Origin of the sequence: Hymenobacter lapidiphilus (assembly GCF_013377885.1) — a bacterium.
GTDB lineage: Bacteria > Bacteroidota > Bacteroidia > Cytophagales > Hymenobacteraceae > Hymenobacter > Hymenobacter lapidiphilus.
This window is the reverse complement of sequence record NZ_JABKAU010000007.1, coordinates 1-24,024: the sequence shown is the minus strand read 5'-3', so window position 1 is coordinate 24,024 and position 24,024 is coordinate 1. Positions and strand designations below refer to the sequence as shown.

Annotated in this window: 11 protein-coding genes; 2 read left to right on the top strand and 9 right to left on the bottom strand. The window is 61.8% G+C overall.

Going from position 1 to position 24,024, the window contains the following annotated elements; translation table 11 throughout:
- Positions 1 to 14 precede the first annotated feature (14 nt).
- The 5 genes from HW554_RS05090 to HW554_RS05070 form a co-directional block, all read right to left on the bottom strand.
- Entirely contained in the window at positions 15 to 290 is a 276-nt protein-coding gene (locus HW554_RS05090) for a hypothetical protein (protein ID WP_176907422.1), read from the bottom strand.
- A 55-nt stretch (positions 291 to 345) separates the two neighbouring features.
- Complete coding sequence (locus HW554_RS05085) at positions 346 to 2,856, bottom strand: DUF5686 and carboxypeptidase-like regulatory domain-containing protein (RefSeq protein WP_176907421.1); 2,511 nt, start codon at positions 2,854 to 2,856, stop codon at positions 346 to 348.
- Between the two features lie 109 nt (positions 2,857 to 2,965).
- Positions 2,966 to 3,922 (bottom strand): NAD(P)/FAD-dependent oxidoreductase, encoded by a 957-nt coding sequence (locus HW554_RS05080; protein WP_176907419.1) that lies wholly within the window; start codon positions 3,920 to 3,922, stop codon positions 2,966 to 2,968.
- A gap of 448 nt (positions 3,923 to 4,370) precedes the next feature.
- Positions 4,371 to 7,820 (bottom strand): right-handed parallel beta-helix repeat-containing protein, encoded by a 3,450-nt coding sequence (locus HW554_RS05075; RefSeq protein WP_176907418.1) that lies wholly within the window; start codon positions 7,818 to 7,820, stop codon positions 4,371 to 4,373.
- 247 nt (positions 7,821 to 8,067) lie between these two features.
- The gene (locus HW554_RS05070) at positions 8,068 to 10,791 is read right to left on the bottom strand and encodes a 4-alpha-glucanotransferase (RefSeq protein ID WP_176907416.1); all 2,724 of its coding nucleotides are present in this window, start codon (positions 10,789 to 10,791) and stop codon (positions 8,068 to 8,070) included.
- A 479-nt stretch (positions 10,792 to 11,270) separates the two neighbouring features.
- Between HW554_RS05070 and HW554_RS05065 the strand changes: the two genes are divergently transcribed.
- Entirely contained in the window at positions 11,271 to 16,448 is a 5,178-nt protein-coding gene (locus tag HW554_RS05065) for a translocation/assembly module TamB domain-containing protein (RefSeq protein WP_176907414.1), read from the top strand.
- Between the two features lie 201 nt (positions 16,449 to 16,649).
- Positions 16,650 to 19,088: a translocation and assembly module lipoprotein TamL gene (tamL, locus tag HW554_RS05060; RefSeq protein ID WP_176907412.1), complete on the top strand. Its 2,439-nt coding sequence runs from the start codon at positions 16,650 to 16,652 to the stop codon at positions 19,086 to 19,088.
- 265 nt (positions 19,089 to 19,353) lie between these two features.
- Here tamL and HW554_RS05055 read toward each other — a convergent pair whose 3' ends face one another.
- The 4 genes from HW554_RS05055 to HW554_RS05040 all read right to left on the bottom strand — a co-directional run bounded on the left by HW554_RS05055 (position 19,354) and on the right by HW554_RS05040 (position 23,800).
- Positions 19,354 to 21,906: an FdhF/YdeP family oxidoreductase gene (locus tag HW554_RS05055; RefSeq protein ID WP_176907410.1), complete on the bottom strand. Its 2,553-nt coding sequence runs from the start codon at positions 21,904 to 21,906 to the stop codon at positions 19,354 to 19,356.
- 57 nt (positions 21,907 to 21,963) lie between these two features.
- Positions 21,964 to 22,293 (bottom strand): DUF7009 family protein, encoded by a 330-nt coding sequence (locus tag HW554_RS05050; RefSeq protein ID WP_176907408.1) that lies wholly within the window; start codon positions 22,291 to 22,293, stop codon positions 21,964 to 21,966.
- A 174-nt stretch (positions 22,294 to 22,467) separates the two neighbouring features.
- Positions 22,468 to 23,325, bottom strand: a complete 858-nt coding sequence (gene fdhD, locus HW554_RS05045) for a formate dehydrogenase accessory sulfurtransferase FdhD (protein ID WP_176907406.1) — start codon at positions 23,323 to 23,325, stop codon at positions 22,468 to 22,470.
- A gap of 49 nt (positions 23,326 to 23,374) precedes the next feature.
- Complete coding sequence (locus tag HW554_RS05040) at positions 23,375 to 23,800, bottom strand: hypothetical protein (protein ID WP_176907404.1); 426 nt, start codon at positions 23,798 to 23,800, stop codon at positions 23,375 to 23,377.
- Between the last annotated feature and the right edge of the window lie 224 nt (positions 23,801 to 24,024).

The window sequence follows — 24,024 nt, the reverse complement described above, 5'->3', positions numbered from 1 at the left end:
CGTAACAGTAGGCCCTAATTCAGCCACACCGTGAGCAGCAGCTCGAAGCGGTGGGGAGCAAAGGCGTTGTAGTAGGGCGCTTCCCCCTCGAAACCCAGTACATGGACCAGGGCAATGCCCTCGGTGCGCGAATCGACGGTGCGGATGGGGTAGAGCTGGCCCGCTTCGGGCCAGTCGCCGACGTGGTTGTAGGGGCGCTGGCCGGCGTCGAGGCAGCGGGCGTAGTCGATGAACGGGGCGTGGCGGGTGGCTTCGGCCAGGGTCAGGTTGTCAACTTCGTACTTAGCCATAGGTAGTGGAGTTTACGGAATGCAGCGCAACGCAGGTGGCACGCGCTGCATCAAGTTAAAGGCTGAATTTCAGGCTCAGTTTTACCCCGAACGTGCGGGCCTCGGGCCGGTTGCGGTAGGTGAGGCGGTGCAGGAAGTCAACCCGTACAATTTTAAAAATGTTCTCGACCCCGTACCCCACCTCGGCGTAGGGCAGGCGGCCCAGCGACTGGAAGGCCGGCAGCGGCTGGCCGGTAGCCGGATCGGTGGTGGGGGTGATGCGGCGGTTGGCGTCGCTGACGCTGCCCCACAGCAGGTTGGTGGTGCCCACCAGCCGCCAGTTAAGCTGCTTGATAAGCGGCAACGAGTTGGTGAGGAAGCCCCCGAACTGGTGCTCCAACTGCAGGCCGGCGTATCGGTCGCTCACGAACTCGAAGAAGCGCATGAGGTTATAAGCCCCGGCGTTGTAGAAGAACGACTGGTTGCCCAGGTGGCTCTTGAGCAACGGGTAGGGTACCGTGCTCGGAATATAGCCGGCATCAACGCGGTAAGTAGTGCGGCCCAGCTGGCCCAGGCGCAGGCTGTGGTCGATGAGCAGGTTGAACTTCTGGTAGCGGAAATCGGAGCCGAGCAGGTTGTTGAGGCCCAGCGTGTAGCGCACCGTGAACACCGGCCAGCGCTTGAGGCCCACGGCCGTGCGGCGGTTCTGGTTGTTGGCTACCAGCACCTCGTCGCGGGCGTAGCGCGACTCTACTATCACTTCCGAGAGCGTAAAATCGGCGGTGGTGGGGCTGCCGGGGCGGGCCTCCTGGGTGTAGTAGAGGAAGGGGTAGAGCGGCTGAAACTGTTGGCGGCGCAACATCACGCGCTGGATAAAGCCACGGAACAGATCGGACTGCACCGACACGCTGGTTACGTCGCGCAGCAGCGGCCGGCTGTTGCTGATGTTGCCCAGGCGGGCTGCGGCCTCAAACAGCGGATTTTCGAGGGCGTAGTCGTTGTCGAGCAGGGCCACCTGGTCGATGTCGTGACGGTGCTCGAAGTTGGCCACTGTCCAGTGCCGCCGGTCGATAATGCGCTGCACCCGCAGGCCGTATTTGAAGCGGCCGTCCTGGAAGCCGTAGGCCAGGTAAGGCCGCAACTGCCAGTAGCGGCTCCACTCGGTGGAGGTGCGGAAGCCCACTCGCAGGCGCAGGCCCTCGATGTTGTTGTAGCCCACCGTGGCCAGCAGCGGACCCAAATCCACTTTGCCCAGCGGATAGTAGCCGTTCACCACAATATCGGCCAGCTCCATCATCGAGCGCACGGCCGGCAGCTGGCGCACGGTGTCGAGCACAATCAGCGTGAGCTGCTCCTGGCGGCTGAGCGAGTCGGGCCGGTTGGCGGCGAAGTAGCCGGGCGGCACGTCGTAGGCGTCGGCGGCCACCTCCAGGGGCTTGTCGTAGAACGCCAGCGGCCGGGTCTGGTTCACCTGGAAATTGGTGTACACCGTGCTGATGCGGGCCAGCACGCCGGTACTGCCCTTGCTGGGCCGGATGCCGATAACGAAGCGCGTGATGGTAGGCAGCCAGGGCCCGGCTTCGGTGGGGGCCAGTTCCTGGCGCACGGCAATCTGCTCGATAAAGTTGAGGTTGGCCTGGGTGCTGACTTCCACATCGAGCTTGCGCAGCGCGTAGGTGTCGGTGGTTATCCAGATAGTGCCCTTGAACGCTAAGTCCTGGGGGCGGCGGGGCGTTACCTTCAGCTTGTAGCAATAGTCGTCGCCGACCATGAGCGAATCCTGCAGCTCGTACTCATAGGAAAACTTCCAGCCCTCGGCAATGGGCGAAATGAAGTCCTTACCCACAATGCGAATCCAGTTCCGGTAGAAGTCCCAGTCCTGAAACGAGGAGCCCATAATCTGCGACACCACCGAGCCTTCGCGGGGGGCCGCGCCATGCATCTGGGTTTTGCTGACCTCCTCGCGCTGGCGCAGCGGCTCGTTGTTCTGGTAGTAGTGCGAGAGAACTTCGGAGGCGAAGATGGGCACGACCGGCCGGCCATTCGCGTCGCGCTCCAGGCCCAGCGTATCGGCCACGGCCGTAATCTGACGCAGCAGCTTGCGGCGGCTTAGCTGGTCGGGCAGGTTGTTGATGAGCAGCTCGTTGCGGGCGTAGCTGTCGTAGTCGTAGGCCGTTAGCTCGGTTTTCTGGTTGCGGCGGCGGTTGGCATCCACCCGGCGCATAATGCGGTAGGCCGGGTTCTCGTAGGGCCGCACCACCACCTCGCCCAGCGACACGCTGCCGCTGCCCAGTACAAAGTTGAGCGTCTGGCGGGCGGCGGTGCTGGTAATGGCTTTCCCGACCGGGGCGAAGCCAATGGCCGAAGCCGTGAGCGTATCCACTGCGCCGGTGAGGGTAAACTGATAGCGCCCATTTTCATCGGCGGTGGCGCCCTGGCTGGTGCCGCGCACAAACACCGAGGCAAAAGGCACGGGCTGGCCGTTGGTTTCAGTGATGCGCCCGCTGAAACTAACGCGCTGGGCCCGGGCCGTTGGCCCCATCAGAAGCAGGAGCAGCAGCAAAACGGGCAGAATAACAAAGCGCATAAACAGGCAGGCAACGAAACAGCTGGCCCCGGATAAGGCTAGTCGCAGTAAGATAGGTTCCCTGGCCGGGAAAACCCAACCCGCTCCGGCCGGTACTGGGAGCCGTGGCCTATCTGGGGCACTCCTCCCGCGTCAGGGTTTCGTTGATGCTGATGGCGGCGGCGCTGCCCTCGGCGGCGGCCAGCAGCGCCTGCTGGGTGCCGGGCGTATTATCGCCGGCCGCGTACAGACCCGGCACCGTGGTTTGCTGCTGCTTGCTCACCCAAACGGCTCCTTTGGCATTAAGCCGGCAACCCATTTCCTCGGCCAGCGCGCTCCGCTGGTGCTGGTGGGCATGAATAAACAGCGCCTTGCGCGCCAGTGGCTCGCCCGACTCGAACACGAGGTGGCGCAGCTCGCCGCTGGCCGTGCCTTCGAGGCTAACCAGCGGCTCCTCGCGCACGGCAATGCCCTGGCGGCGCAGGCGGCGGCGGGCATTCTGGGTCAGGTTGCCCGGATCCTCCACGCACGCCACCACATCGGTGCTCCAGCGGCTCACCAGCAGCGCCAGCCCGGTTACGAGCTTGGCCCGCCCGTACACGGCCAGCGGCTGGTCGCGGTATTCCCAGCCGTGGCAATAGGGGCAGTGCAGCACCCCGCTACCCCACAGCTCGCGCATGCCCGGCAGCGGTGGTAGCTCATCTTCAACGCCGGTAGCCAGCAGCACCTTGCGGGCCGTGCGGGTGCTGCGGTGGCCGGTGGGTGCCTCCAACGTCAGCTCGAAGTGCTTGCCGCACCGGGCCAGGCTTACCACTTTTGCTTCCTTTATTTCCACCGACTGGTAGGCTTGCAGTTCCGCCCGGCCCAGGTTCAGGAGTTTGGCGGGCGGCGTGCCGTCGCGGGTGAAGAAGGCCTGCACGGCCGGGGAGGGCGCGTTGCGGGGCGGCCCCCCATCGAGCACCAGCACCCAACGCAGGCAGCGGCCCAGCACCAGCGCCGCGCTCAGCCCGGCACTGCCGGCCCCCACAACGGCTACATCGAAATCAGTAGGCACCCGGCCGGGTACGGAGCAGCGAGCAGAAGGCATAAGAAGTGGGAGCAAGAAAGGAAACAGGAAAAGCGCCGGCAGCCTGGTACGGCCGGGAAGTCTACACACGGAAGCTGTTCACAAAGTCCCCGGAATCAATCAGACCGTCATGCTGAGCCTGCCGAAGCATCTCTACCGCTTCGTAGCAGTCGTTCAACGAAGCGGTAGAGATGCTTCGGCAGGCTCAGCATGACGGTCTTTGAACGTTGTAAACAGCTTCCACTTCAAACCTATGCAAAATAGGCTTTGGGTATATAGCACAAACCGAAGAACGGCTGTAGCGCGAAGCTCCAGCTTCGCGCACCGGTGCCGACTGCCTACGCGCGGAAGCTTTATAACCTGAAAGCGGCCTGCTGGTTGTGCGACCAAGTACGTGGTACCCCAAAAAGCAAGCGTCCTCCCGCCGGGTGGCGGGAGGACGCTTGCTTACTAAATAATCAGCGCGTGACTATTGCTTGACAACGCGGCGGCTGAACGACTGGCCGTTGCCCTTCACCTGCACCAGGTAGGTGCCGGTTGGTAGGTTGGTCAGCTGCAGCTCCTGCACGGTGCCGCCGTTCTGGCGGGAGGTGCGCAGTACGCGGCCTGTCATATCTACCAGCGTTACCTGGTAAGTGCCGGCCGGGGCTCCGCTCAGGTCGAGCTTGGCATCCTGAGTAGCAGTGGCAGGGGTTGGGTAGACGTCAATCAGCTTGCTGGCCGTGAGGGCGAAGCGTACAGCTTGCACTTCGCTGAGGGCTTCAGTACCATCAGTATCTACCTGGCGCAGGCGGTAATATACCAGGCCGGTAGGAGCCTTGTCGGCTACCTGCACATCGGTGAAGTCGTAGGTGGTGGTAGCCTGGGTAGAACCCTGGCCTTTCACTTGGCCCACGGCCACAAAGCTGCGGGCATCGAAGCTGCGCTCTACCACGAAGTGGTCGTTGTTGAGCTCTTGCGCGGTTTTCCAGTTCAGGCGGGCGTTCAGGCCAGCGGCTTGGGCACCGAAGCTTATCAGCGTTACGGGCAATGGGCTCGTGTTAGGCAAGATAGCCGTGTTACCCGAGAACTCCGAGGTTCCTTGAGTAGGAAGCGTAGCGGTGGCCGTCAGGCGAACAGTACCGGCAGTTATTGCCGCCTGTTGATCGGCGGGCAAGCTGCTGATCGGAATGCTGAAAACGAAGATGGGCGCGTTGGTTTCGCTGCCTTGGTTGATCCCGTTGACAGCTCCACTGTAGCTACCGGTTCTGGCAGTAAGGTCGTCCGCAGAGCCTTCGGTACGCGTGAACAGGTAGGTCTGGCCCTCGCCAAAGGTTGCAGTGTTCACATCGGAAATGAAGAACTCAATTACGCTGTTTTGTGGCGCGTAGCCTGTCACCTCCAAGTTGCCATTGAAAACAGAAGCCCGGTAGATAACAGGGAAATTGAGCAGCCCGTTGGCTCCCGTATCAGGGTCGCCGTTATCGTTGAGGTTCGTGTCATCACCATTGAAGCCTGTTCCAGCAGTCAGGTCAATACCCAGGTCGCCAGCATTATTGTGGCCACTAAAGGAGTTTTGTGAAAAGATGTTGCCTGAGGTTCCACCGTTAGCAATGATACCGTCGGAATCGTTACTTGTGATGGTGTTATTGAAGAATGTATTGTCCTGCCCGAAGCGAATCCGGATGCCGGCGTTGTTCGTCGTGGCGGCCCCGCCACCGTTGCCGCTGATCGTATTGCTCTCAAAACGGTTGCCGGTGTTCGTTACGGTCGTGCCCGGATTGCCGGTTCCCAAAGCAATACCGGAGCCGGCGTTATTGCTGATAGTGTTGCCGGTAAACGTGTTGTTGGTAGCACCTTCCAGCACGATGCCGAACCCATCGGTTGCCGTAACTCCGGTTGCAGATGCGGTAGAAGTACCGTTGCGCAGGATGCTGTTTTGAATAGTTACTCCCGTCGCGCCATTCTCCAGACGTATGCCTGCGGTGGCGTTGTTGTAAGCCGTAACGTCATTCACGATAGAACCAGTAGTAGCCGCGCCGCTCAACGTGATGGCAGCTCCCTGCGATATATCACCCGTTGCGGAAACGCCCGTGCCTCTGGCCCTGGTCAGGCCCAAGCTTATGAAGCGGGTGTTAGCTGCCGTGGTTTCCAGACCACCAAAGTTAGCGAAGTCGATAGTTACCTCCGGACCTGTTGTGGTACCGGGAACAGACGCAACTTTCTGACCGGTGGCAATCCGGCTGCCGTTTATTCTGGTATTAGCATCCGTAATGATCGGCAGAGCCGACGCTAGGGTAATAGTAAAACCGGTGGTGGCGCTATAGCCGCTGGCAGCTGCAACTCCGGCACGCAGACCATTGGTAGTGGTGGTACCATCAGGAATTACAAAGTTGGCAAACTCGACACCTGCTGCTGCTGCCTGAAAGTCGTCGGCTTGGTCTAGCCCGGCGTTGGTCAGCGTATTGCTGTTGGTGATAAACTGGCGCAAAGAACCCTGTCCTGCATCATTCGTGTTAACGACGGTGCTAAAGTTGAAGCCGAAATCGGCCCCCACTCCGGCTGTTCCAGCAGCTACAGTTACGCTTGACTGACTTTGGGCAACGGTTGTTGCCGTATTCAGACTATTAAGTGTAGTATTGGTAGTTCCAGCGGCTGCATCAGCTTGACTGGGTATTTCACCACCTACACGGTCAGTAGTGCCATTATAAGTCTGCACTGGAACCAACGTATTCACGTAACCGGGGCGGCTGCTGGTTACGGTGCTGTTAACTACACGCACGGTGTAGTTGCCGGCAACAGGGTTGAAGTTGTACCGCCCGTTGGCATCAGTAGTGGTAGCGGATACAAACACTCCGGTCGAGTTATAAAGCTCTACGCGAGCCCCCAGCCGAACCACTGTACCACTGGCAGCCAGTGTCCGGCCAGCGCCACCGCCGTAGTTCACATCCTCGAAAACAGTACCTGTGATTGGGGTGACGGCAGTTGAAGATACGCTAACCAGCCAAGCGTCACCAGCATGTCCCGTCGTGCCGGTATAATTGATATCGCCACCTGCTGCATTTGGCCGCAGATAGGTACGAAAGCTGATAGTAGTAATGCCCGCAGCAGGTGTAGATACTAGAACAGACCCGCTTGCAGCGCCTGTACCAGTCGCAGCGTTGGGTGCGAGGGCATTATTCAAAATCTGGGTAGATGTGACGTTAAGCTCAGTCGAACCGCTTAGTTTGGATAGTGTAACACCAGAGGTCAGAAGGTCCAATTCAGCCGTGAAGCCAGTTCCAGGGCCATAGACTCCACCCAAACCAGTAATGTGTACAACTGGATTGACAACCGCACGATTGAACGTGATAGTTAAATCTGCATAGCGGTAGCGAGCATTGGCTGGTACTGTATTAGGCAATACTTCAGTAGAAGTGAAAATTTCTACTCCACTATTTGCTGTTACACTAATTCCACCGCTCGTGCCATTAGTAGCCTGATAATTAGCATCTGTAGAAGCACCATAAGCATTTAGTGTAGGAAATAGCGCTTCAGCTAATGCTGCTCCTCCAGTGGTGTTGATAGTTGCACCGAATGCTACACCCGTACCCGTACTCAGTTGTGTTGTCGGCTGCGTGTACTGCTGATTACTTAGCGAGAATGTTGCAGTGGTAGTGGGGCTATAAGCAGTAAAAGTGTTATTGTTAGGATTATTGAGGTTTGCTTGGAACGTAATAACCTGATTAGCCACTGTTGGGCCGTTACCGGTAGGGTTACCAACACCCGATGCAAACTCCAGTGTAGATACCGTCTGCGCCCATGCGGCGTTCTGACCTGATAACACTCCAGCCAGAAGCAGGAGTAGTAAGCGTAAGTGTGCTCTCATTAGAATAAAAAAAGAGTGAAAGTTTCGTAGGTGGGTGAAGGGAAGTAGTTGACTGGCGAGGGTTTTAAACACGACAAAACTAGCTTCCGGGCGACAAAGGTAACCTTCTTATTCGTTCAACGTAGCGCTCCGCTCGGTGAACTGTCTTATTCGCAGATGAAAAACTCTTTATCAAAAAAATCATAAAGCCTCTCCGACCATAGGTAATGCCTGCAGAGGCGTACGAAATAGCTATTACCGCTGGATTGCAGCCATTTCGTGCAAAAAAAGCCATTCACTATAGTGGCGCTTTAACATTATGTCTAATGTTTTAATAATGCTAGTATAGTCGGCCGCTTCGTGCTATCAACTCCATTACCTCCCCATTAAAGCCTGCTTGTTCAACCAGCTCCTCCAGCGGCAGATGGAAGCGGTACTTCCAGAAGTGGGTGGGGTTGGAGGGCACGTTGATCTGCTCGGCCAGCGGGTCTTCGCGGCGCAACTCGGCGCTGAGGGCCACCACGTCCTGGAGCGGGAAGATGGCCCACATGGCGGGCGAGTGCAGGTGCTGCGCTAGTATTTCGCGGGCCACCCAGGGCTCGCAGAACGCCGGGGCTGCCTCGTGGTAGTGGCCCAGGGTGGTTTCGAAGAACCGTTGGGTTTGGGCGGGGTCTTCCTCCCACCAGCCGCGCAACGTGCTCATGTCGTGCGAGCCGGGGCTCACCACGCTCAGGTAGGGCGCGGTGCCGGGGTGGCCGAACTCGGTGGTCGGGTCGGCGGGCATACGCTGGATGTGCAGGCCCAGAATGCCCAGGTCGCGCATCACGCCGGGCACCGAGGCGGGTACCATGCCCAGGTCTTCGCCGCAGATGAGCATGTTGGTGGCCCAGCGCACCGGCGGCAGCTTGGTGAGGCCCTGCTCGCGCCAGAAACCCTCGTGGCGCTGAAAGAAAAAGTTGTTGTAGAGAGCCTCCAAGCGCGGGCGGGTGGCGGCGTCGAGCTCCCGGAACGAGCGGCTCAGCGTGAGGGTGATGCGCGGGTGGTAGTGGTCGGGCTGCTGGTCGTCGGGCACCAGCAGCACCTCGTTGGCCATCCCGAACAGGCCGGCGCGCAGCCAGCGGTAGTAGTCGGCCTGGGCCGGGTCGGCGGCCAGCTTCTCGTTGATGACGGCCTCCATCTGGCGCTGGGTGCGCGCAAACTCCTGCAGCCGGATATTGCCGTGGCCGGCATCCTCCATAAACTCATCGAACACGGCCTGCGCCTGACCGCCAAACACCTCCTGCACTACGTGCCAGCGGATGTAGGGCTCGCACAGCCGGCCGTAGTCGAACCAGCCCAGGCGCTGCTCGATTTCCTGCTGCGAGAAGGGCAGCGCGGGCGAGAAGTGGCCCAGCAGGCCCTCTACCGAGTGCGCCGGAATTTCCCAGATGCGGAAAAAGCCCAGGATATGGTCGATGCGCAGGGCATCGAAGTAGCGGGCCAGGTGGCCCATGCGCTGCTGCCACCACTGGTAGCCGTCGAGGGCCATCTGCTCCCAGTTGTAGGTGGGGAAGCGCCAGTTCTGGCCGGTGGTCGAGAAATCGTCGGGCGGGGCGCCGGCCTGCTGGTGCAGGTGGTAGAGCTCGGGTTGGGTCCAGGCATCCACCGAGTGGCGGTAGATGCCGATGGGCAGGTCGCCCTTCACCACTACGCCCCGCTCGCGGGCGTAGGCCACGGCTTCGCGCAGCTGCTTATCCAGGTGGAACTGAATAAAGAAAAACAGGCCGAACTCGTCGAAATCGGCGCTGGCCTCATCCGTAAGGGCCTCCACCTGGGCCGGGGTGCGGTATTCGGCGGGCCACTGCTGGAAATCGGCCGTGCCGAACCGGTCACGCAGGCCGCTGAAGGCCGCGTAGGGCAGCAGCCAGGCCGCCTGCTCGGCGCGGAAGGCGTGGAAGTCCGCATCGGCCAGGAAAGCCTTTTTCTCCTGCTGGTACAGCTGGCGAATGAAGCGCCACTTGGCGGCCATCATGGGCTCGTAGTCCACAAAGTCGCGGGCGTTGAGCTCGTCGCGCAGCTGCGCCAGCTCCTGGCGCGCCGCTGCGTCGCGCAGCTCGGCCACGGCCTCCAGGTTGAGGTACTGCGGGTGCAGGGCAAACACCGAAATGGCGGCGTAGGGGTAGCTGTCGACCCAGGTGTGGGTGGCCACGGTGTCGTTGATGGGCAGCACCTGCACCATTTGCAGTCCGGTGGCTACGGCCCAGTCTACCAGCAGCTTCAGGTCGGGGAACTCGCCCACGCCCAGACCCTGGCGGCTGCGGAGTGAAAACACGGGCAGCGCCACGCCGGCCCCGCGCCAGGGTGCGGTTGGGTGGTGGTACTGGTTGTCGGCGAGCACGCGCAGCGTCTGCGGGTCGGTTTCGGCGGCCAACAGCCGGTCGTCGCCGGCCTCCAGGTCCACGACCTGGCCGGTGCCGGCGTCCCAGATGCCGTACTTGTAGCGGGTTTCGGCGGCGGGCGTCGCCAGCGTTACATCGGCCGTCCAGGTAGGGTAGTCGGCATCCGACAGCACCACGGCCCGGGCCGCGTCCCAGGCACCCAGGGCCGCATCGGAGCCCAGCACGCACAGCTGCTGCCCGGGCTGAACGCGCGGGGCCGCCAGCTGGAAGCGCACGGCCGGGCCAGCCGTAGCCGGGGCCGCCGGAGCAGCCGGGGCGGGGCGGCGGAACAGCGCCTCAGTAAAGGCGGCCGTAAACAGCTCGTTTTCGGGTTGGGCCGGGGCGCGCCACCAGTCGGCCAGCACCAGCCGGCCAAAAGCGGGCGCCACAGCGGGCAACTCGCGGTTGGGGCCCCACTCCCAGTGCCGGCCGCCGTCGCGCTCATCGAGCAGTAGGTACTTATAGGTAGCCCCGGCCAGCTGGTCGGCAGATACCTCCAACTCCCGGTTCCAGTGGCCGGAAGCACCATCGTAGTGCAAAGGCAGGGCGGCCTCAGGAGCCCACTGGCCCAGGGCAGGCAGCGAGCCGCAAACCACCAGCCGCTGGCCTGGTTCGGTGCGGTAGGGGAGGGTAAAGCGAAGAATCATCGGATAGCGTAGTCAGGTAAAAACCGGCCCGCAAGATACAGGTTAATAGGCTGGAGCGGCAGGTTTTCGCCCCGGAAATCCGTGTATTATATTCCCGAAAAGCGTGGCGACCCATCCTGCCAATGCCGCATTATCGGCCGGACGGTGCCCGGTTGACAGGGACCGGAAAACTACTTCCCAGCCGGCACGGGGGCCGCGTAGGCAGACTATCGGATTGCGGGCTGACACCGGGTTGCCGGGTTACGCCCGATAGTAGGCCGCGCCAACGCGCCTAGCCACGGTTCAGTTGCCCTGCTTCTCTGGCTAAGCTGCGACTGATGTCAGGCCGGACTTGCTACCGGGTAAATCCGGCCAACCCGACGCCCATTTTTTCCGTTTGGCTGACTTAACGGCTGGCCAACTGCGGAAAACCCTCGGCTGGCTTCAACCTGCAGCCCTCATTGGGGCACGTATCTCTTTCGACCTCTACTTTTCTTCCTTTGCCGGTTTACCTGCGTCGTATCCTCTATGCCCTGCTCGGGCTTGTCGGGCTGATTCTGCTGTTGCTGGTCGGCCTGTTTTTATACGTCCAGACGCCTTCGGGGCAGGATTTTGTGGCCAACCAGGCTCAGAAGTATCTGCGCGACAAGCTACAGACCGACGTGCGCATCGGGAAATTTCGCTCCGATTTTCGCAACACCATCAGCTTCGACGATGTGTACCTGGCCGACCAGCAGGGCGATACGCTCGTGTCGGTGGGCCATCTGGGCGTCAACATTGATATTTTCGCGCTGCTCGATTCTAAAATAAAGGTGAGCAGCCTGGAGCTGAACGACGGCCGGATTGCCATCAGCCGCACCGAGCCCGACAGCATTTCCAACTACGACTTCATCCTCAACGCCTTCGCCACCGGCGATACGGCCACCGTAACCCCTGCCGCCGCCGACACCACCAGTGCGGGCTTTACCTACGACATCGGCGACGCCAAGCTGACCAACATTCTGCTCACGTATAAGGATGCGGTGGACGGGCTGGACCTGCGCACCAAAGTGGGCGCGCTGGCTTTGAGTATGGACGAGGTAGATGTGGATAACTCCATCTATAAGGTGAATGAGGTGGCGCTGAAGAACACGACCATCACGTTTGTGCAGACCAAGGTGCCACCCGATTCGCCCGCCGACACGGCGGCCCTCGGGCTGCAGTTCGGCCTGCGCAAAGCCCGGCTCGATAACGTGGCCCTGACTTACCGCAACCAGCCCTCGGCCCAGTACATCAGTACCCGCATCGGCGAGGCCGAAATAACGGCCGATAACATCGACCTGATTAACAGCCGCGTGGCCCTCGATAAGCTCACGCTGCGTAACACCACCTTCGCCTACGCCCAGAACGAGGACGTGCCCACCGAGCAGCGCGTGGTGAACCCCGCCGAGGCCGTGCGCAACCTCGACGCCTCGGTGAAAAGCGCCACCGGCCAGGAATCGAATTGGGTAGTGAGCCTCAACGAGTCCGATATCAGCGGCCTGGAGGTGGCCTTCGACAATTTCAACGAGCCGCGCCAGAAAACCAAAGTGCGGGGCATGGACTACAACCACCTCAAGTTCAGCAACCTCACGCTGAACACGGAGAACCTGCGCTACTCCGAAAACAGCACCACCGGCCGCATTACGCAGCTCTCGGGCCAGGAGCAGAGCGGCTTTGCCGTTACCCGCGCCCAGGCCGATGTGGTGTTCGACTCGACCCAGACCCGCCTCGACAACCTCGACCTCGTAACGCCCCACACCCGCATCCGGCGCACGCTGGCCATGCAGTACACCAGCCTCGACGCTATTGCCGACGACCTGGCCAATCTGCAGCTGGAGGCCGATTTGCGCGATACCCGCCTCGGCTTCCGCGACATTCTGTATCTGGCGCCCGAATTGATTGACACCCCGCCTTTCACTACCGGCCCCAACCAGTCGGTGCTGCTAAGCGGCAAGGTGAGCGGCCGGGTAAGCGACCTGCGCATTCAGGGCCTGGAGGTGGTGGGCCTGCGCAACACCCAGCTCGTGGCCAGCGGCCGCATTAAGGGCTTGCCCGAAACTGACCGCCGCCTCTATGTCGACCTCGACATTAAGAAGTTTGTAACCACTGCCGCCGACATCCGGAGCCTGGCACCCGCCGGTACCATTCCGGCCGGCTACTCGCTGCCGCCGCTCATGCGCGTGAGTGGTACGTTTAAGGGCCGGCCTACGGCGCTGGTGTTCGACACCAATTTGAAAGCAACCACCACCTACGGCAACCTGGCCGCCCAGGTGAATGTAGGCGCGGGCCCCGTGGGCCAGGAGCCGATTAAGGCCGTGTTCAGCACCCAGCAGCTGAACGTGGGCAAGCTCATCGGCGACCCTACTATCGGTACCGTAACGGCCAGCGGCACGCTCACTGGCCGCGGTGGCCTCGACCCCAACCAGCTGCGCGGCCAGCTGACTGCCAAAGTGCAGCAGGCGACCTACAACGGCTACACCTACCGCGGCATCGTGGCCAAGGTCGACATCGACCGCAACCGCTATGTGGTGGATGCCAGCAGCAAGGACGACCCCAACCTCAACCTCGATCTGCTGGCCACCATTGACCTGCGTAACGCCTCGAACCCCACCTATACCGTTGACCGGCTGAACTTGCGTGGGGCCAACCTCACGGCTCTGGGCTTTTACACCGGGGGCAACCTGAGCGTGCAGGGCGACTTGCAGGCCAACCTCAGCGGCTCCGACCTGAACAGCATCAACGGCACGTTCTCGGGCAACCGTATTGCCATTGTCAGCGACGGAAGGCCGTTTGTACTCGACTCGGTGAGCGGGCGGATTCTGCAGCGCACCGGCCGCACCGAGGTGGACTTCGCTAGCTCGGTGGCCGACCTGACGCTGCGTGGCAACACCCGCCTCGGCGACATTGCCACGGCCCTGGAGCAGCACATCGACCGCTATTTTGCCCTGCCCGGCGTGCAGTACCGCCCCGGCGGACCCTACCGGCAGTTCACGTTCGTGGCCCAGGTGAAGGAGCCCAAGGTGTTCAGCGCCTTCGTGCCCGATCTGCAGCAGCTTACGCCCTTCAAGCTCACGGGCAGTTTCGACAGCCGCGAGGCCGACCTGCGCCTGAACACCCGCATTGCCCGCATCAAGTACGCCGGCTACCAGCTCGATTCGTTGCGCTTCGCCGTGTCATCCGACCCGCAAAAGCTCGACTACGGGCTGCGGCTCGACCAGATTACTCAAGACACCACGCTCAACCTGCCCAACCCCAGCCTTGTGGGCAGCATTGCCGACAACAAGGTGGGTACCGAGTTGCGCATTGCCCGCAACGACAGCACCGTGAACCTCGATTTGGGCGGCGTGCTGCAGGTGTATGAGCGGGGCACGACCTACGGATTCAGCTTCGACCCCAAGCTGATACTCAACAACCAGCGCTGGGCCGTGCAGCCGGGCAACGAGCTGCGCTATAACGTGAACACCGGTGCCATTCGGGCCGAAAATGTGCAGCTCAGCCAGGGCGACCAGCGCATTGCCTTGCAGACGTTGGCCGGCACCGGCTACCCGCTGCAGGCCCAGTTCAGCAACCTCGACCTGAACGCGTTGGCTACGGCCGGCGGCCTCCAGGATTCGCTGGTGGGCGGCACGGTCAACGGCCAGGCCGTTATAAAGTCGCTGGGCCAGGCTAACATGGGCTTTACGGCCGACGCCAGCCTGCGCGGGCTGGCCTACAGCAAAACCCTCCTCGGCGACCTGGCCCTGAAAGCCAGCAACCCCGCCGCCGACCGCTACAACGTGGATCTGCGCCTGACGGGTGGCCCCAACAACAACGATGTGCGCGTGAGCGGCGACTACCTGGCCAGCGGTGCCCTGGATATGCAGGCCAATGTGACGCGCTTTGCGCTGGGTACCGTCGAGCCGTTTTCGCTGGGCGAAATCAAGGAAACCACCGGCTACCTGAGCGGCCAACTCGACATTGCGGGTACAGCCGCAGTCCCCGAAGTGCGCGGCACGCTCGCAACTAACGACGCCGGCTTCACGCTCAGCCAGCTCGGTGCCCCCTTCACGCTGCCCCGCCAGGATCTGACGTTTGATGAGCAGGGCATCCGGCTCAACGACTTCGTGATTCTGGACTCGATGCAGAACCGGGCCGTGGTAGACGGCTACGTGCTGACGCAGAACTTCGTGGACTACGGCTTCCGGCTCGATGCCACGACCGAGGACTTTATTGCCGTGCAAAGCAGCCAGCGCGACAACCCGCTGTTCTGGGGCAAGCTCATCGTCGATTCGAAGTCGCGCATTACCGGCGACCTGAACCTGATGCGCATCCGGACAACGGCCAGCGTCGAGGACGGCTCGAACTTTTTCGTGGCCGTGCCCAACGAGGCGGCCGATAAGGTGAGCACCGACGGCATTGTGGAGTTTGTGGATAAGAGCGCCCCCATTGATACCATGCTGCTGCGGCAGCTGGCCCTGAAGGATTCAGCCAAAACGGCGGCCGGCTACGACATTGCCGCCACCATCACCGTCACCGACGAAACGCCGTTTACCGTTATTATTGATGAAGCCTCGGGCGACAACCTGAAAGTGCGGGCCAACGGCACACTCAACACGGCCATCGACCCGGCGGGTAACATCACGCTCACTGGTCGGCTGGCTGTGGAAAGCGGCAGCTACCACCTCTCGCTCTACGACGTAACCGAGCGCGACTTCCAGATTGCCCAGGGCAGCACCATTACTTGGTCGGGCGACCCATACAATGGCATTGCCGATGTATCGGCCATTTATGTGGCCAAGGCCGCGCCGGCCGAGCTGCTTTCGGGCCAGGGGGCAAGTAGCGAAGATCTAAAATCGACGGCCCGCAACACGCTGCCTTTCAACGTGTACCTGAACGTCGATGGGTCGTTGCTCCAGCCGGCTATCAGCTTCGACATTCAGCTGCCCGAGAGTTCCCGCTCGCCCTTGCAGCCGCAGATTGAGGCCCGCCTGGCCCAGCTGCGCCAGCCCAGCCAGACCGACGAGCTGAACAAGCAGGTATTCTCGCTGCTGGTGCTCAACCGCTTTCTGGCCGAAAACCCTTTCGATAGCAGCGGCGGCAGCCTGGTGGCCGAGCAGCTGCGCGGTAGTGCCAGTCAGGTGCTCACCGAGCAGCTCAATAAGCTCACCGGCTCCTACCTTTCTAATTTGGGCGTGGAGCTGGGCGTGAACTCGCAGGCCGACTTCTCGTCGGGCTCCGAGAAAACCCGCACCGACCTGAACGTGGCCGTGCGCCGCCAGCTGTTCAACGACCGCATCACCGTGCGCCTGGGCACTGATGTGCCCCTGGCGGGCGGCAACCAGGCCAGCAACGGCCAGCAGAGCCCGAGCAACTTCGCCGGCGACGTGAGCATCGAATACGACGTGCTGGCCAACGGCCGCCTGCGGCTGCGCGCTTACCGCAACAACGGTTTCAGCGACATCGACGGCCAGTACGTGCGCAGCGGCGCCTCACTCATTTACCAGCGCGACTACCAGAACTTTGCCGACCTGTTCAAGGGCATCGATAAAGATGTGAAGCAGCGCAATAAGGAAATCCAGAAGAAGCAGAAACAGGAAGAAAAAGCTGCTGCCGACTCGGTGAAAACCACCGCCGTTACCCCGCGCCGCGACTCGGCACGGGTGGCCGGTCGAAAATAGGGTTGGTCAAGAGCCAGAAAGAACGTCATGCTGAGCGCAGCCGAAGGCGTAGTCGAAGCATCTCTACCGCAGTGGTAACCCTTGCGTTAGGATTAGTATTGCAGTAGAGATGCTTCGACTTCGCCTTCGCCTTCGCTCAGCATGACGGCCGTCATACCAAAGAATTCCTCATCCGTGCCCCAACTTCAACCTCCCCGCCCCTTGTTCTCCCGCCTTACCCGCTCCGGCCGCCAGCTGGCCGCCGGGCTGCTGCTGGCCGGGCTGGCCGGGTGCAGCGGCCTCAAGTTCATCCCCGACAACGCCCGGCTATATACCGGCAGTACGGTCACGCTCAAGTCGAACACCGGCACCCCGATTCCGAACGAGGCGGTGGTGCAGACGCAGCTGGAAGCCGTGATTTCGCCCCAGCCCAATGCCTCCATTCTGGGCATGCGGCCCAAGCTATACTTCTGGCACATGGGCGTGGGCAAAACCAAAGGCCTGGGGCATTGGCTGGCCAACAAATACGGCGAGGAGCCGGTGCTGTTCAGCGAAGTTGATACTGCCCGCGTGGCCGGCCTGATGCTCAACCGCCTCAACAACGACGGCTTTTTCAAGCCCGAAGTGCGCAGCAATATCAAGCTCGAAGACCGTACGGCGGCCGTCGACTACGAGGCCCGCGTGAACCAGGTGTACCGCATCAAGGAAATCTTCTTCCCGGAACGCGACACGCTGCTCGACCGCGACATTCGGGCCACCCAGGCTGCTTCGCTACTGAAGGTGGGCGACCCGTACAACCTGCAAACCTTCGTGAACGAGCGGGTGCGGATCGACAACGAGCTCAAAAACCGGGGCTACTACTATTTCGCGCCCGACTACCTACTGTTTCAGGTGGATAGCACGCTGGATAACCAGCTGAACGTGTACCTGAAGGTGAAGGGCAGCATTCCGGCCAAGGCGGCCCAGCCCTACGTGCTTAACCGCGTCGTGCTCAACACCGATTACACCCTGGAAGACACGACCACCAACAAAACGCCCATCAATTACCGCGGCTACCGCTACTACCCCGACGAGTCGATGTTCAAGGCCAAGGCCATTGCCAACGCCACCTTCCTCTACCCCGACAGCCTGTACCGCCGCCGCCGCGCCGATCAGACGCTGAGCCGCCTGATGAGCCTGGGCACCTTCCGCTTCGTCGACCAGCAGTTCCGGCCCGCCCGCAACAAGCCTGATTCGTTGCAGTATGGTTTCCTGAATGCCATTGTGCGCATGACGCAGGTGCCCAAGAAGTCGCTGCGGGCCGAGCTGCAGATGAACACGTCGAGCCTGTTTGTGGGGCCCGGCGTGGTGGTGCAGTACCGCAACCGCTCGGCGTTGCGTGGGGCCGAGCAGCTGCTCATCAACGCCAAGGCCTCCATCGAAACCGGGCAGGGCGACGCCCTCTCGGGCGTGACCTCGACCCAGTACAGCCTCGATGCCCAGCTGCTGGTGCCCCGCCTGATTACGCCGCCCTTCAACTTCCGGCTGCTGAACTCCGACTTCCAGCCCCGCACCTTTTTCGAAGCGGGTGTGAAGTACGTAAACCGCACCACCTACTTCCAGCAGAACGTCTTCAACCTGGGCTACGGCTACACCTGGAAAACCAAGCTCACCAACGAGCAGCGTCTGCAGCCCATCGATCTGCAGTATGTGAGCAGCACCAACGAGCCCGTGTTTGAGCGCCTGCTCGCTACCAAACCCTTCCTGCGCCAAAGCTTCCGCCAACAGTTCATTCTGGGTAGCAACTACACCTACACCTACAACCAGCAGGTGCTGGAGCAGCGCCGCAACCAGATATTCTTCAGCGGCGGAGTGGAGCTTTCGGGCAACTTGGCCTACCTGCTCAAAAGTCTGAGCGGAGCACCTAAGGAAACCGACGCCGAAACCGGTAAGAGTTCCTATACGCTGCTCAATCGGCCGTTTTCGCAGTACTCCAAGGTAAACCTGGAGTTCCGCAATTACTACCGCACGTCTGCCAACCCCACCAGTGGCAACAAACTTGTGGGCCGCCTGCTCGTTGGGGCTGGCCTACCCTACCTCAACTCCAGCGTACTGCCCTACCTGAAGCAGTTCGGCATTGGGGGACCCAACAGCGTACGGGCCTTTGCCGCCCGCGGCGTGGGCCCCGGCACCTACCGCACCCCCGAAGAAAACGCCGACGCCGGCTTCTACGACCAGGTAGGCGACATCCGGCTCGAAGGCAATCTGGAGTATCGCCAGGACTTGTTCCCGTACGTGAAAGGGGCCTTGTTTATCGACGCGGGCAACATCTGGCTGGTAAACCCCGACCCCGCCCGCGCCACCTTTGTAAGCAACGGCAACACCACCGAGGAGGGTGCGGTAAACGGCGTGCCCGATGGCAAAAACGGCCAGTTTCAGTTCAACTCCTTCTTCAAAGAACTGGCCGTAGGCGCGGGGGTAGGCCTGCGTATCGATGTGCAGTTCTTCGTCATCCGCCTCGATGCCGCCGTACCCATCCGCTACCCCTACGCCAACGAAGACATCAGAGCACGCCAAAATCCCGATGTCCCGGTTCCGCCTGGCTTGGAGAATTTCTATAAGAAGTCCCCCATCGGCTGGGATGGTCTTCGCCTGAATATTGGTATCGGGTACCCGTTCTAAGCTGCTAGCAAACCCAGATTGCGGAGGTCGGTGTAGGGGCGGGGCTTGTCCCCGCCCGCCGTTGGATTTGTACAACGGCCCGTTCCCGTATTGTTCTGGCGGCGGGCGGGGACAAGCCCCGCCCCTACACCGACCTCCGCAACGCAGGTCAACAGCTTGCGTTTGGATAGACTCATCAACCCAAAACGAAGAAGGTCCCGCACTTAACCAAGTGCGGGACCTTCTTCGTTTTTCAGCTAACAGCTAACAGCTAACAGCTAACAGCTCATGCTTTCGCTTCTGCTTCCAGGCGCATCTCTACCGGGGCGCCCGTGGTTTTGCGGGTGGGCACCACGGTTACGCGCACGTATTTCGAGGTGGGCGTATTGCTCTTTTTAGCTACGCTGCCGATGGGAATGAGCGGGTTGGCCTCGGGGAAGTAGGCCGACACATTGCCGCGCGGAATGTCGTAGGGCACGGTCACGAACTTCTCCACCGTGCGGTCCTGGCCGTTGTAGTGGCTCGTGATGTCGATGAGGTCCTTGGCCTTGAGGCCGCGGTCGGCCATGTCCTGCTCGTTCATGAACAGCACGCGCCGCTCGTTGTGCACGCCGCGGTACCGGTCGTTGTAATCGTAGATGGTGGTGTTGAACTGGTCGTGGCTGCGCACGGTCATCATAATCAGCTCGTCGGCCCCTACTTCGTAGCGCTCCAGCTCGGTGGTCGTGAAGTGCGCCATGCCGTCCTTGGTCGTGAAATTCCGGTCGCGGGGGCCGTTGGGCAGGTAGAACCCGCCGGGCCGCCGCAGCTTCTCGTTGAAGCCCTCGAAGCCCGGAATCACGCGGGCAATATGGTCGCGGATAACGTCGTAGTTCTCCGTCATGGCCACCCAGTCGGCAATGTTGGTTTTCTCGCCCAGCGTGGCAATGGCTACGCCGGCCAGAATAGCCACTTCGCTCAGCATCTGCCCGCGCAATGGCTCCAGTACGCCCTTGTTTTGGCTCACCACGCCCATCGAGTTTTCGCACGAGGTCATCTGGTGGCCGCCTTTCTGCATGTCGATGTCGGCATGCGTGAAGCAGGGTAGCAGCAGGGAGGTTTTGCCGGTTATCAGGTGGCCGCGGTTGAGCTTGGTACCCACGAACACGGTCAGGTTCTGCTTGCGCATGGCCTCGGCAATATACTCGGTGTCGGGGCCGGCGGCCAGCAGGTTGCCCCCCAGTCCGAAGTACACCTTTATCTCCTCGCGGTGCATGGCCTTAATGGTGTCCACCACGTCGAGGCCGTGGTCGGTGGGCGAGGTGAAGTTGAACTCGGCGCCCAGCTTGTCGAGGAAGGGCTGCGGCATCTGCTCCCAGATACCCATCGTGCGGTCGCCCTGTACGTTGGAGTGGCCGCGCACCGGGCAGGTACCCGCGCCCGGCTTGCCAATGGCACCCTTCAGCAGCAGCAGGTTCACCAGCTCCTGAATCGTCTGCACGCCCTGGCGCTGCTGCGTCAGACCCATGGCCCAGCAGATGATGATTTTCTTCTTGTTGGCCAGTAGGTTGGCCGCCTCCAGCAGCTCGGCACGCGAAATACCGCTCACCGTCTCAATATCCTCCCAGCTCGTGGCCTTGATGTTGGCAACGGCCGACTCGTAGCCCTTCGTGTATTTATTGATGAAGTCGTGGTCGAGTACCTGACCGGGGTTCAGCTCCTCGGCCACCAACAAGTGCTTCATGATGCCCCGCAGCAGGGCCATGTCGCCGTCAATGCGCACCTGCAGGTACACGTCGGTGATAACCGTGCCGTTGCCCAGCAGCGCGCCCAGCGCCTTGAAGGGTTTCATGAAATCCTGGGGGTTCTTGAAGTGGTTCAGGCCGGCCTCAATCAGTGGATTCACGCTGATGATTTTGGCCCCGTTCTGCTTGGCCTCCTGCAGGGCGCTCAGCATCCGGGGGTGGTTGGTGCCCGGGTTCTGGCCGATAATCATGATGACCTCGGCCTCGTGAATATCGTTGAGCGTAACCGAGCCTTTGCCCAGCCCGAGCGTGCTGCTCAGGGCCGCACCGCTGCTTTCGTGGCACATGTTGGAGCAGTCGGGCAGGTTGTTGGTGCCGAACTGCCGGGCAAACAGCTGAAACAGGAAGGCCGGCTCGTTGGGCACTTTGCCCGAGGTGTAGAACGCGGCCTCATCGGGCGAAGCCAGCGCGTTCAGCTCGGTAGCAATCAGCTGGAAGGCGTCGGCCCACTCGATGGGGGTGTAGTGGTTGTCGCCGGGGCGCAACACCATGGGGTGGGTGAGGCGGCCGGCGTTGTTCTGGTCGCGGTCCGTCATCTTCGAAAGCTGCGCCAGACTGTGGCGGGCGAAGAACTCGGGTCCGCAGGCCTGGTCGTCGGCATCCGAAGCGGTAGCCTTGGCGCCATTCTCGCAGAACTCGGCAATGGAGCGGTGGTGGTCGGGGTCGGGCCAGGCGCAGCTCGAGCAGTCGAAGCCGTCCGTCTGGTTCATGTTCAGCAGGCCCCGGGTGCCGCGGTCGAGGCCACCCTCGCCCCAGCTGAACGACATGCTTTTAATGACGGCCGTCACGCCGGCGGCCACCGTCTGGCGGGGCTCCAGGCGCAGGCCCGTCAGCTCCTCGGGCGGCTGGGCCAGAATGGGGTGCTGGTACTTGGCGTTGACTACGTCGGGGGCTTTTATCGGATCAGGCACGGTGTTGCGGTTGGTGGGGTTGTAGTTATCGGGGGCGGGCGCCTGGCCCTGGTCGGGCCGCTCGCCGCTTTTGGGGGCGTTTTCGGCTTGCTGGGCGTTGGCCTGGCCCGCTTTGGTGGGGTCGTTGGCAGGAGAGTTTTCCATGGGAAGGCGAATAGCAGAGGTGGGATAGGAGAGGCAGGAAGAACTGTGGCAGAGCAATCAGTGCGCGCAGCCCAGGTCCTTCTCTACCAAGATAAGCAGGAATTGGTTTTCAGCGACTTCCAGTTTCGTGCGCAGACTGATTTCCTCCACCGACCCGGCCCAGGCCGTGGCCTGCGCCGTCGGCACCAGTACCCGGATGCGGCCCGGCTCCTGGCGCACCGTCAGCACCGGCACGTCGGCGGCCCGCTCCAGCGAGTACCGCAGCAGCCCCGCCGCGCCCGGCCCCAGCGGCACGGCCGTTTCCAGGTGCCCGCTGGTGGCAAATTCGGCTACTTCCTCGAGTTCGAGGCGCAGGCGCAAGGAGGTTTCATCGAGGCGGAGCTTCATGGGCGGATGGGGAACGAGTAGGGGCGGGGCTTGTCCCCGCCCGCCGTTAAACGATGTTTCTGAACAATGGGGCTTGGGCTGCAATTGCGGCAGTCGGATTCGTTGAACGGTTCCGGGCAACGGCGGGCGGGGGCAACCGCAGGACAGCGAAGCTAAGCCCCGCCCATACATCGTTCACACTATCCGCTCGGGGTGGGTGTAGATGTTGAACCGCTGCTGACGCACGAAGCCGCAGAGCGTGAGGCCGAAGTCGCGGGCGGCGGACACGGCCAGCGAGGAGGGTGCGCCCACGGCGGCCATCACGGGAATGCCGGCCACGGCCGCCTTCTGCACCAGCTCGAACGAGGCCCGGCCGCTCACGAGCAGCACCGCGTTGTGCAGCGGCAGCTGGCCGGCAAGCAGCGCGGCGCCAATTACTTTATCGAGGGCGTTGTGGCGGCCCACGTCTTCGCGCAGCAGCAGCAACTCGCCGGCGGGCGAGAACAGGGCCGCCGCGTGCAGACCGCCGGTTTGTTCGAATAGCTCCTGAGCCTGGCGCTGGCGCTCGGGCAGCTGATGAATCACCTCGACCGGCACCTGCACCGTGCCCAGCGGCAGGCGCGGACAGCCGGCGGCGTGCACGGCGGCAATGCTGGTTTTGCCGCACACACCGCAGCTGCTGCTGGTGTAGAAGTGGCGCTCCAGCCGCGGCAAATCGGGCTGCACGCTGGGGGCCAGCTCGGCCCGCACCACGTTTTCGCGCTCCTCATCCTTGGTTACATCGGGGCAGTAGAGGATGCCCTGCAAATCCTGGGGGCCGGTGAGCAGGCCTTCGGTGAGCAGGAAGCCGGCGGCCAGCTCAAAATCGTGGCCGGGCGTGCGCATGGTGATGGCCAGCGTGCGGTGCTCGCGCTGCCCCACCGGACCGTAGCCCACCCGAATTTCGAGCGGCTCCTCGGCGGCCAGCACATCGGTGGCGTCCTGCACCTGCTCGCCGCGCACCTGCCGCACGGTGGCGTATTCGTAGCTGGTAGGTGGGAGCAGGGCTTTCATGGCGCAGGAAGTAAGTGGGAGCGTACCGAAACCAACATACGGCTTTCCCTTATGTTCCGCCGCTTATTGGGCGCGCCACCTGCCGATACACCCCTGGGGCGGTTATGAACACGAACAGCCCGAACAGCGCCTGCTCCAGCAAACTCAGTGGCACCAGCCCCGCTACCGGCGGCCCAAAGTAGCCGGCCACATACACGTAGCTGTTCACGCTGACATCAACCGCCATAATAGCCACGGCCAGCGGTAGGCCCAGGCGCGGCCGCCACCACACCAGCACCGCCGCCAGCGGGTCGAGCAGCGTCAGTGCATCCCAGAACACCCCGATACCCACCGGCACCGGCGAGGCCAGCAGCCCTCGCCGCAAAATGCCCGCCGCGTGGGTGTAGGTGCCAATCAGGAAGCACGCGGAGTAGATGCTCAGCACCACCCGCACGGGCCAGGCGTAAGACGAAGCGGAAGCAGTTCGGTAGCGCACGGCGGCAAGGTAGCAGCAACCGCCCCAAACGCCCACCAGCCGCTACCGGGGGCGGCAGCGGCTGGGGAAGCTAGTAATACTAGAAACTCAAGCCCTTGGGCCGCCTACCTCGCCAAAACCAAATGTTTCGAGCAGGTAGGCGGCCTATGAGGGAAAAACAAATGAAAATTTTTAGAAAGTCGTAATTCTGTCGAATAATTGTATTAATTCTTCCTCCGTCTCTA

What these genes read in the sequence shown, in the direction of transcription:
- HW554_RS05050 (WP_176907408.1), bottom strand. Translation starts at nt 22,293, where the DNA reads ATGAAGCTCCGCCTCGATGAAACCTCCTTGCGCCTGCGCCTCGAACTC.
- HW554_RS05080 (WP_176907419.1), bottom strand. Translation starts at nt 3,922, where the DNA reads ATGCCTTCTGCTCGCTGCTCCGTACCCGGCCGGGTGCCTACTGATTTC.
- HW554_RS05070 (WP_176907416.1), bottom strand. Translation starts at nt 10,791, where the DNA reads ATGATTCTTCGCTTTACCCTCCCCTACCGCACCGAACCAGGCCAGCGG.
- fdhD (WP_176907406.1), bottom strand. Translation starts at nt 23,325, where the DNA reads ATGAAAGCCCTGCTCCCACCTACCAGCTACGAATACGCCACCGTGCGG.
- HW554_RS05085 (WP_176907421.1), bottom strand. Translation starts at nt 2,856, where the DNA reads ATGCGCTTTGTTATTCTGCCCGTTTTGCTGCTGCTCCTGCTTCTGATG.
- HW554_RS05090 (WP_176907422.1), bottom strand. Translation starts at nt 290, where the DNA reads ATGGCTAAGTACGAAGTTGACAACCTGACCCTGGCCGAAGCCACCCGC.
- HW554_RS05055 (WP_176907410.1), bottom strand. Translation starts at nt 21,906, where the DNA reads ATGGAAAACTCTCCTGCCAACGACCCCACCAAAGCGGGCCAGGCCAAC.